The 9,652-nt window shown below is 32.4% G+C and carries 5 protein-coding genes; 1 reads left to right on the top strand and 4 read right to left on the bottom strand.

Going from position 1 to position 9,652, the window contains the following annotated elements; all coding sequences use genetic code 11:
- From sprA to ACIQ11_RS06070, 3 genes are all read right to left on the bottom strand, one after another.
- The coding region (gene sprA, locus ACIQ11_RS06080) for a cell surface protein SprA (protein WP_396153770.1) at window positions 1-5,029 on the bottom strand (5,029 nt) is incomplete at its 3' end.
- Between the two features lie 52 nt (window positions 5,030-5,081).
- On the bottom strand, window positions 5,082-5,663 hold the full coding sequence (gene ruvA / locus ACIQ11_RS06075; RefSeq protein WP_396153768.1) for a Holliday junction branch migration protein RuvA: 582 nt from the start codon (window positions 5,661-5,663) through the stop codon (window positions 5,082-5,084).
- A gap of 4 nt (window positions 5,664-5,667) precedes the next feature.
- Window positions 5,668-7,968 carry an NADP-dependent malic enzyme gene (locus tag ACIQ11_RS06070; RefSeq protein WP_396153766.1) on the bottom strand — a complete coding sequence of 767 codons (2,301 nt, stop codon included), beginning with the start codon at window positions 7,966-7,968 and terminating at the stop codon, window positions 5,668-5,670.
- Window positions 7,969-8,266: 298 nt separating this feature from the next.
- On the opposite strand from ACIQ11_RS06070, the gene ACIQ11_RS06065 reads away from it, so the two are divergent.
- Window positions 8,267-9,031, top strand: coding sequence for a prohibitin family protein (locus ACIQ11_RS06065; protein WP_396147985.1), 765 nt, complete (start codon window positions 8,267-8,269; stop codon window positions 9,029-9,031).
- A gap of 301 nt (window positions 9,032-9,332) precedes the next feature.
- On the opposite strand, the gene ACIQ11_RS06060 is transcribed toward ACIQ11_RS06065, so the two are convergent.
- A partial coding sequence (locus ACIQ11_RS06060; protein WP_396153764.1) for a Holliday junction DNA helicase RuvB C-terminal domain-containing protein occupies window positions 9,333-9,652 on the bottom strand: 320 nt, incomplete at its 5' end.

Below are 9,652 nucleotides of genomic sequence, written 5' to 3'. Positions count from 1 at the left end.
CTACTTGGAAATCGTGATGTAACATTTCGTTGAAAGAATATGAAAGCGTAACGTTTTCTACATCATAAAAATGTTGTTTTTGTTTGTCGCCTCTTTCTTTTTTAACACCAATAAAGTTTACACTCGTACGCTTAGTATAATCTATGGCACGGTTTTTAATTTCTTCTTTTTTATTCTGATTTGATTCCGCAGCAATTACTTCTTTTAATTCTAAATCTTGATATAAAGGATCGTATTTTGGTGTGATTATTTGTTCGCCTACAGCATAATTAAATGGTAAATTTAGTTTCCATTTTTTAGGTAAAATTTGACCCACATTAAAATTTGATACGATGTCATATTGTTTTACATCTTCTCGACTTCTTTCGTTTGGACCTTGTTCTAAGGCACCAAAACCAATAGTGCTAATTCTACCTGTTGCAGAAAAAGTGGCAAAATCGGCCAAATTCGTATCTAAATTAGCTACTGCAGCATAACCGCCTTTGTTATCCATTTCAGACATACGCAATTCGTTAAACCAAACCTCTCCTCTTAACGGACCTGTAGCAGATGGGTTTGGGTTTTTTACCCCAATCATTAAGGTTCTTACTTGACCAAAATTAGGATTTCCTTTAATACCAATATTTAATCTGCTTTTTGGTGAACCTAAAACACTTTCATTTAAAAATGCAATTCCGTTGGCATCTGGAACAATTGAACCATCACCAGCAATATTTAAACTTTTAATTTTAGATAATAAAGCAAGAGGCAATTCTATTTCGTTATCTGCTAACCAAATATCTTCTGCTGTTCTGGCGTTTAAAGAACTTACTTTTAACGGCATCTCAATCTGGTAAAAGTTATCAGTAAAATCATTTCCTAAACGAATGAAAGCCACTAATTCATCATCTTTTAAATTTGTACCGTTATCTATATCTGTTTTTAAAGGCTCTGCGTGTAAAAACATACGTAGCTTTTTGTACTGACGCATATCCACATCTACATTTTTAAAAACGGCTCTCGAATCATTTTCTTCTAATCCTCCAAAACCTACATTTGCAGGATCTTTTTTATACACTCTTAAAGATAAAGATTGTTCATTTTGATTAATAACCGTATTGTTATTAAACAATTGTTCTCTATCTACACCTGGAGGAGCTACATATGGGATAGGGCTTCTGTTCGCATTTTCCTGAATATTTATAGCTACTACATCAAAACCTGTATCGTCGTTAGACACATCGGCATCTAAGGCATCTAAAGTATACACGTAACGTCTCCATTCGCCTCTAACTAAATCTAAAGATCCTAAACGAAGTGTTACTTCATCATTAAAGCCAGATAAAAACATTCTCATAAATCGAATGGTTCTAAAATCGGTAATTGGTCCTTCAATATTTGCAGCAGTTGCCTCTAAAATTGGAATTTTATATTGTACCCATCTAACAGGAATGGCATTCCCGTTAGGTACAGAACCGGTTGTAGTAAGAACATCAGCCACATAATTTTGTCCTACAACTGGATTTGGAGAAATTGGAATATTAAATTTATAATACGCATTTATCGTATTCATAGTATTGTCTCTATTCAAATCTTCCACATCGGGAATTGTTGAATTTCCTCTATTCGTATCGGTTACTGTGATTGGTGAATTTCCTTCAAAACCATTATAATTTTTATAGCGATCTAAAATAGTTCCTGTAGTATTTAAATAATATTGATAATTATCTGCAGAAGCATCATTAAAAGCGGCAAAAGCTGGGTGTTTAATCCTTTCTTCCACATCATTCAATCCATTTAAACCCACATCCTGAACCCCTCTATTGGCATCGTTTGTGTCAAATGCATAAATTAAAGATTGAGATGCGGGTACTTTACCCCAGTTTGTAGAATACGTTGGCTGTGTACCTCCATTTTCTGGCAAACCGTTTTCATATAATTTTCTTCCATCTTTTAATATATCTTCACTAATTTCTCCTAAATTCAAGGTTAATGTTCCGGTATTTGAAGGATTTGTAACATCTGATGTAATACCAAAATAAGGGTCCATCATCCAAAACTGCACATATTCTACATTAGATTGTTCAAAATTTGTAGTATTAATGGCGCGCATAATTCCTCCCCAATTATTAGGTGCATCTATAGCAGGAAATTGATTGTTTGATGCAGCAACTGGATTGTAATTGTATGGCCCACGTTCTCTTGGATAATAGGTTAAATCTAACGTATTAATTACATTAGTTTGTCCCTGAGGGATATCGATATTTGGAAATAATTCCTGACTAAAAATTCTTCTGGTTTTATTGGTAGAAATATCGTTATCAGTAATTCCTGCTGGCTTGTTTACATAAAAAATTGGATCAATATTATACCAAGACAATTTAGCTCTTTTGTATCCATATACTTGATTATCTTCATTTAATTCACCACCAAAGCCTATTGGTGTGCTCGCTAACGACCAAGCTAAAGGTGATTTTAAATCAATATTAGATTGAGTTCCTTCGAAATCATCAATGTACGAAGTTGGTTCACCATTAAAATCTGCAGCTTTTGGTGCATTTGGAAACAAATATGCAAACTCTCCTCTGAAAGACAGATTAGAAGGCGCTTCAGTTTCAATGTTTGGTAATTTGTTTACCAACCTTGTTAAAAAAGGCACTTCAGTTGAAAAATTAGTATTTAAACCAACTATTGTATTATTTACAGATTCTTGATTGTAATCTGCTTTTTGCGTAAATGGTCTTTCTGTTACTTTCAAGAAAGTCGCACCTAATAAAAACTTCTCATTAAATTTATGCTCTACATTTAAACCATAAAATCTTTTGGTTTGTTGTCCGAAAACTGAATTGTTTTCTAAGGAAACATTAATTGGTGTATTTGATGCCAACAAAGATGGGTCTAAAATATTAACACGACCTGCTTGATAGTTTACGGTATAATCTACCCCTTCAACTAAAACTCTTCCGCCTGCAGTAACTACAACACTTCCTTGCGGTACATTAAACGCGTTTAAAGAAATTCCATCGCCACCAGCAGATTTGAAACTACCTTTTAATTTGAATTTATTTTTTGAACTTTCTTGTAAAGCAGCAGCTTGTGTAGATTTATATAAAGTCCTGAAAACGTATTTTGCTTGGTTTGAATTGTATGATAATGGCGTGTCGTAATCTTCCGTTAAGGTAGTAACATCTAATTTATTAAATAAGTGTTTACCAAATGGTTCAACCGTAGTGAAAATAATTCTTCCGTATTGAGAATCTACAGTAATTCCAGGATAAAAATCGAAAAATCCATCTCCATTTGGTTGTGGGTCGTTCGTGAAATTTAACTTATCTAAATTAAATACTTTCAACAAAGGTGTATTGGCAACATTAGAAGGCAAAGCGTCAATACCCGCTTGTGTAATATAATTTAAAGGTGAAGGATCTTGGTATAAAATATTAAATTTAAAATCTTGTTGTTGCAATTGATTTCCACCAGGAATTTGATAGATGTTTTTCATCATTAAATCCCAACTTGGCTCACTTACATTGATTAAACTTCCTTTTAACATTTTTAAAACTAATGCTTGTGTGCTTGGTACACCCGCAGGATCAACTGTTGTTGATTCTAAACCATCATTAGCAAATTCTCCTACTTGGTATACTTCTCCACCAATGGTGTATTGATACGCTACCGCTAAAACCTCGTCATTTTGCAATTTCTGATTTAAGGAAATGTACCCTAATTGCGGATGAAACGTATATTCGGTAGTGGCTAATTTTCTGGCGTTTTCTAATTTTGAGTAATCAATACCTTCAGAAAAGGTACTTGTGGGATTAGAAACCAAATTAAAACCTTGAGATGCTGTTGCGATTTCTCTAATTGCCGGTGTTAAAAAACTACCTGCTTGTCCAATAGTTCCAGGATTGAACTTATTGTTTTTATTGTCTGTTGGTGTATCTGCTGCTACATTAAAAAATGTTGGATTTAGAGTTAAATCCGTACCTACAACTTCATTATCTGGGGTATTAGTTAATTTTGATTCTCCTAAATCTTGCAAAGCCAATACATTTCTTAAGTTGTTATCTGTATTTGTAACCCTGTTTTGTCTGTTGGTAATCCAAACTTCAATTCTGGTGATTTTTGCTCGAGAATCAATTACTGGATAATTTCTTAAGGCATTATCATAATTATTTCTGAAATATTGTGATAAGAAATAGTGCTTATCAGAATCATAATCTAATGCAAAAAAGTCAAACTCCTGAATAGTTCCACCGCCTTGACTCGTTATGGATCTTGATTGCGATTTTTGTTCCGAGAATACCCCTGTAAAAGTGGTTTTTCCAAATTGAAATTGGGCTTTTACACCAAATAAACTTTGCGCTCCACGAATTAAAGAATTTGAAATAGGAAAACTCACGTTACCTACTTCTATTTTTTGTAAAATATCGTCTTCAGTTGGTGCGTAATCTAATTTTATTAAATTTTGAAAAGCAAATGTCGATTGCGTGTCATAATTAATATTAACATTCAATCTTGTTCCTACTTTTCCTTGTAACCCCATTGAAATTCGTTGATTGAAATCAAAGGCGGTCGTTCTTCTATTTCTTGGTGAAAAAGAAGGATTGTCTTGTTTGGTAAATCGGATACCTAAATCTACTTCAACAGAACCACTTGGTTTTACATCAATCGTATTTCCTCCAAAAATAGCTTCAAAAAATTTATTATTTACATAAAATCTAGGTAATAAGTTTTTTCTTGCTTCTTCAGAACCTGCTCTTTTCCCATCAACTGCATTTTGTTTTTCTTGGAAATACTTTCTCATAGTTTCTTTTAAAACCAATTTTTCGTATTCTTCTGGAGTTAAAATTAAGGGATAATTAATATTAAAACCATCTACTGAAGCCGTGTAAATGTATTTATTTGTTACAGGATCATAGGTATAGCCATCAATAATACTTTTAGGATTAGGCAAAGAAATTTGTCCCAAACTATAGCCAGTTTTTACTGAATCTTGTTCTTTAACTGGTGTTGTCTGGGCGTAATTATACACGCTTAAAAACATCATAAAAATTACAATGCTTGTTCTTGAAACTATATTTTTAAGTAATTTTTTCAAATTATAATACTTTTAATGCTTGTTTAATTAATTCTTCCACTGTGGCTGCTGGCGAATTAACAATAATTTTTTCTACTACTTTTTCGGCGTTTTTTCTAATATATCCTAAGACTTCCAAAGCAGATAACGCTTCTTCTTTGTTTGTATTGTATGAACTTCCAGAAATTTCTTCAATTGCATAAATTTTTAGTACTTTATCTTTCAAATCTAAAATTACTCGTTGGGCTGTTTTTAATCCAATTCCTTTAATCGATTGAACCGTTCCAACATCATTTGAAGCAATGGCTTGAATAATTTGTTCTGGATTTAATGAGGAAAGCATCGTTCTTGCTGTACTGGCACCAATTCCTGAAACAGAAATTAATAATTTAAATAATTCTCGTTCTTTTTTGTCTGCGAAGCCAAATAATGAATGTGAATCTTCTTTCACTTGTAAATAGGTGTACAATTTCACATTTTCAGAATCTGGAATTTGAGAATAGGTGTTCAATGAAATATGAATTTCATACCCTACACCGTGGCATTCAATAACCACTTCAGTTGGCGTTTTTTCTACTAATTTTCCTTGAATATGTGAAATCATAATTTTATTTTTTGGCTTTAGCTTTCAACTTATTTTTCAACTTTTCTTGCGCATCAACAACAGCAACAGCTGCCATATTAACCATTTCTTCTACACTGGCACCTAATTGAAAAATATGTACTGGTTTTTCTAATCCCATCATAATTGGACCAATTGAAACTACTTTATCTAATTCTTTTAGCATTTTGTAGGTAATATTTGCCGCATCTAAATTTGGAAAAATTAACGTATTTACTTTTTTGTTAGCTAATTTAGAAAATGGAAATTTACTTTTTAGCATCTCGGCATTTAATGCAAAATCAGTTTGGATTTCACCATCTACTATTAAATCAGGATAGTTTTCATGTAAAATTTTAACTGCTTGTCTAACTTTTATTGGACTATCACTTGAAGAAGATCCAAAATTAGAAAATGATATCATAGCAATAACTGGCTCAATGCCAAACAATCGTACTGTTTTAGCTGTCATCAAAGCAATTTTTGCTAATTCTTCAGCGGATGGATTTGGATTAATTGCGGTATCCGATAAGAATAGTGGACCACGTTTGGTGTTCATTATGTTAGTAGTAGCAATTCTTGACACACCTTGTTGTTTGTCAATTAATTCCATAACCGGTTTTACTACATTTGGATAACTACGAGAGTATCCTGTAACCATACAATCTGCATCACCTGCATTTATCATCATAGCAGCAAAATAATTTCGCTCACGCATCCATTTTTGAGCATCTAACAAAGAAGTTCCTCTACGTTGTCTGGCTTTCCAAAAATATTGCGCGTATTTTTCTCTGGTTTTATTTTCATCTTTAGATTTTGGATCGATGATTTTTAAATCCGCATCAAATCCAATTTCTTCTTTTAATTCTTGAATAATTTCTACGTTCCCTAATAAAATTGGAATTCCAATTCCTTCTTCATGAACAATTTGAGCAGCTTTTAGCACATCTAACTGATCTGCTTCAGCAAAAACAATAGTTTTAGGTTCTGTTTTGGCTCTATTTGTAAGTAATTTTACAATTTTATTATCGCCACCTAAACGTTCTTGTAAGTCGTTTGCGTATTTATCCCAATCTGTAATTTCTATATCTGCTACGCCACTTTCCATAGCTGCTTTTGCTACTGCTGGAGAAATGGTTGAAATCAATCTCGGATCAAAAGGTTTTGGAATAATGTAATCTTTTCCAAACACCAATTTCTTTTCGCCGTAAGCTATATTTACTTGTTCTGGAACGGGTGATTTTGCCAGTTCTGCCAAAGCTCTAACGGCAGCCATTTTCATAGCTTCGTTAATTTTTCTGGCTCTAACATCTAAAGCGCCTCTAAAAATGTAAGGAAATCCTAATACATTATTTACTTGATTTGGATAATCAGAACGACCTGTGGCCATAATGATATCTTCACGAGTATTTATTGCAACGTTATAATCTATTTCAGGAACTGGATTCGCCATAGCAAACACAATTGGATTGGCTGCCATTGACAATAACATTTCTGGTTTCAGAATATTACCTACGGATAATCCTAAAAACATGTCAGCACCTTTTATTATTTCAGATAATGGTCCTGGTGAACACGATTTTGCATAACGCATTTGTAATTCGGAAACATCGTCTCTACAAGTGGTTAATAATCCATTTACATCAAACATGTATAGATTTTCTGGTTTTACACCTAATAAGACATATAAATTAGCACACGCCAATGCAGCTGAACCCGCTCCAGAAACTACTACTTTTATTTTAGTAATATCTTTTTCTGCAATTTCTAACGCATTTAAAAGCGCTGCTGACGAAATGATTGCTGTACCATGTTGGTCGTCATGCATTACCGGAATGTTTAATTCCTCTACCAATCTTCGTTCTATTTCAAACGATTCTGGTGCTTTTATATCTTCTAAATTAATTCCTCCGAAAGTTGGAGCAATGGCTTTTACAGTTTCTACAAATTTATCAATATCAGTGGCATCTACTTCAATATCAAAAACATCAATATCCGAAAATATTTTAAATAGTAAAGCCTTGCCTTCCATTACTGGTTTAGAGGCTTCTGGACCAATATCGCCTAAACCTAAAACGGCAGTTCCATTGGTAATTACAGCAACTAAATTTCCTTTAGCCGTATATTTATAAACGTTATTTACATCTTTTGCGATTTCTAAACACGGTTCTGCCACCCCTGGCGAATAAGCCAAAGACAAATCACGTTGTGTAGCATATTTTTTTGTAGGAACTACTTGAATTTTTCCAGGTGTAGGTTTGGCGTGGTATAGTAAAGCTTCTCTTCTTTTATTGTTATTTGTAGACATATATAATCATTTGCATCAACTCACAAAGATAAAATAAGCATTGAAATAACAATAACGATTGTTTAAAAAATTGCAATTTCTTTTAGATATAAAAATTAGAAAACATTTGATTTCAAACAAAGTGCCTAAAGCGCCTATTTTATTGATAATGTCAAAATTTTTAAATCGAAATGTTGTTTTTATTTTTGACTAATTAAATTAAAATAATAAATACGCATAAATTTTATTTATACTTTATATTCAAAATATAAATAAAAATATATGAATTAAATTGCTGAAATTTGAAAAAAACAAAGTTATGAAAAAACATTTTTTAATTTTAATGATAAGTTTCGCGCTTACTAGTTGTGTAACTATAAAACCAGGTGAAGTAGGTTTAAAACAAAAGCTAGGCAGATTATCTGATCAAGTATACAGTCAAGGGCCTGTTTTTTTTAATCCAATTACTTCAAAAATCGTAATAACTTCCATTCAAACAAGAAATTTAGAATTAAGCTTAAATTTACCTAGTAAAGAGGGTTTAAGTATTACTTCTCAAATTTCAATTCTTTACAGGTTAGAAAAGACTGAAGTAGTAAAAATTGTAAATGACTTAGGACTTAATTACGAGGGAATTATTGCCAATGTTTTTAGATCTGCATCTGCAGACATCTGTTCTCAATATTATGCAAAAGATATGCATTCTGGAAAAAGATCTGAAATTGAGGCTGACATATTAAAGAAAATGGCTGACAATTTGCTTAACAAAGGAATAGCGATTGAATCTGTATTGATGAAAAGTATTCAACTTCCTATTGGATTGTCTCAATCTATTGAAAGTAAATTAAGAGCGGAACAAGATGCTATGAGAATGGAATTTGTACTGCAACAAGAAAAATTTGAAGCAGAAAGAAAAATCATAGAAGCCAAAGGAACCAGAGATGCTCAAAAAATTCTATCAGAAGGGTTGACAAATGAGATTATCAAGTTGAGAAGTATTGATGCATTTAATGAGTTGTCTAAATCGCCAAATGCTAAAATTATAGTTACAGACGGCAAAACACCATTCCTCATAAACCAATAAAGTTATACCCAATGGTGCGGATTAATATCCGTGCTCAATCAAAATTATATTTTTAAAGTTAGTTTTTTTGGAAAGTCCCAAATTATATTTTGGGGCTTTTTTATTTTATATTTTCAAAGGATTTAGAACAAAAGGTTTTCTTTGGTGAGAATTTTGATCTTTTTAAAACAACCTTCTTTATATTCATTATCTTATATTATAACTAGTGAAAATTATAAAGTTTTCAGACTATAGTATTTTTCATTCAAAAACCTCTTAGTAGGCACAGAAATTTGCGCGATCAAGTCATATAAAATAAACCTTAAAAAAGTTCCCCTTGGTTGAGGCCTTTTATTCTTCCTAAATGTTTGTAGGCTTTTTCTGTAGCTTCACGACCTCTGGGTGTTCGCATTAAAAAGCCTTCTTGAATTAAAAAAGGTTCGTACACTTCTTCAATTGTTTCCCCATTTTCTGACACGGCTGTAGCTAAAGTGGTTAAACCTACAGGTCCGCCTTTGAATTTGTCAATTAAAGTCGTTAAAATTTTATTATCCATTTCGTCTAAACCATTGGCATCTACATTTAATGCTTTAAGGGCGTAACGTGCTATTTCTATGTCGATACTTCCGTTTCCTTTTATTT

It is taken from the genome of Flavobacterium sp. (assembly GCF_044361065.1).
Taxonomy (GTDB): domain Bacteria; phylum Bacteroidota; class Bacteroidia; order Flavobacteriales; family Flavobacteriaceae; genus Flavobacterium.
The sequence above is the reverse complement of the archived record's forward strand: the minus strand, read 5'-3'. Positions and strand labels throughout refer to the sequence as shown.

Bases quoted from the DNA above. Each gene is read 5' to 3' on its own strand.
- ACIQ11_RS06065 (WP_396147985.1), top strand. From the start codon at position 8,267: ATGAAAAAACATTTTTTAATTTTAATGATAAGTTTCGCGCTTACTAGT.
- ruvA (WP_396153768.1), bottom strand. From the start codon at position 5,663: ATGATTTCACATATTCAAGGAAAATTAGTAGAAAAAACGCCAACTGAA.
- ACIQ11_RS06070 (WP_396153766.1), bottom strand. From the start codon at position 7,968: ATGTCTACAAATAACAATAAAAGAAGAGAAGCTTTACTATACCACGCC.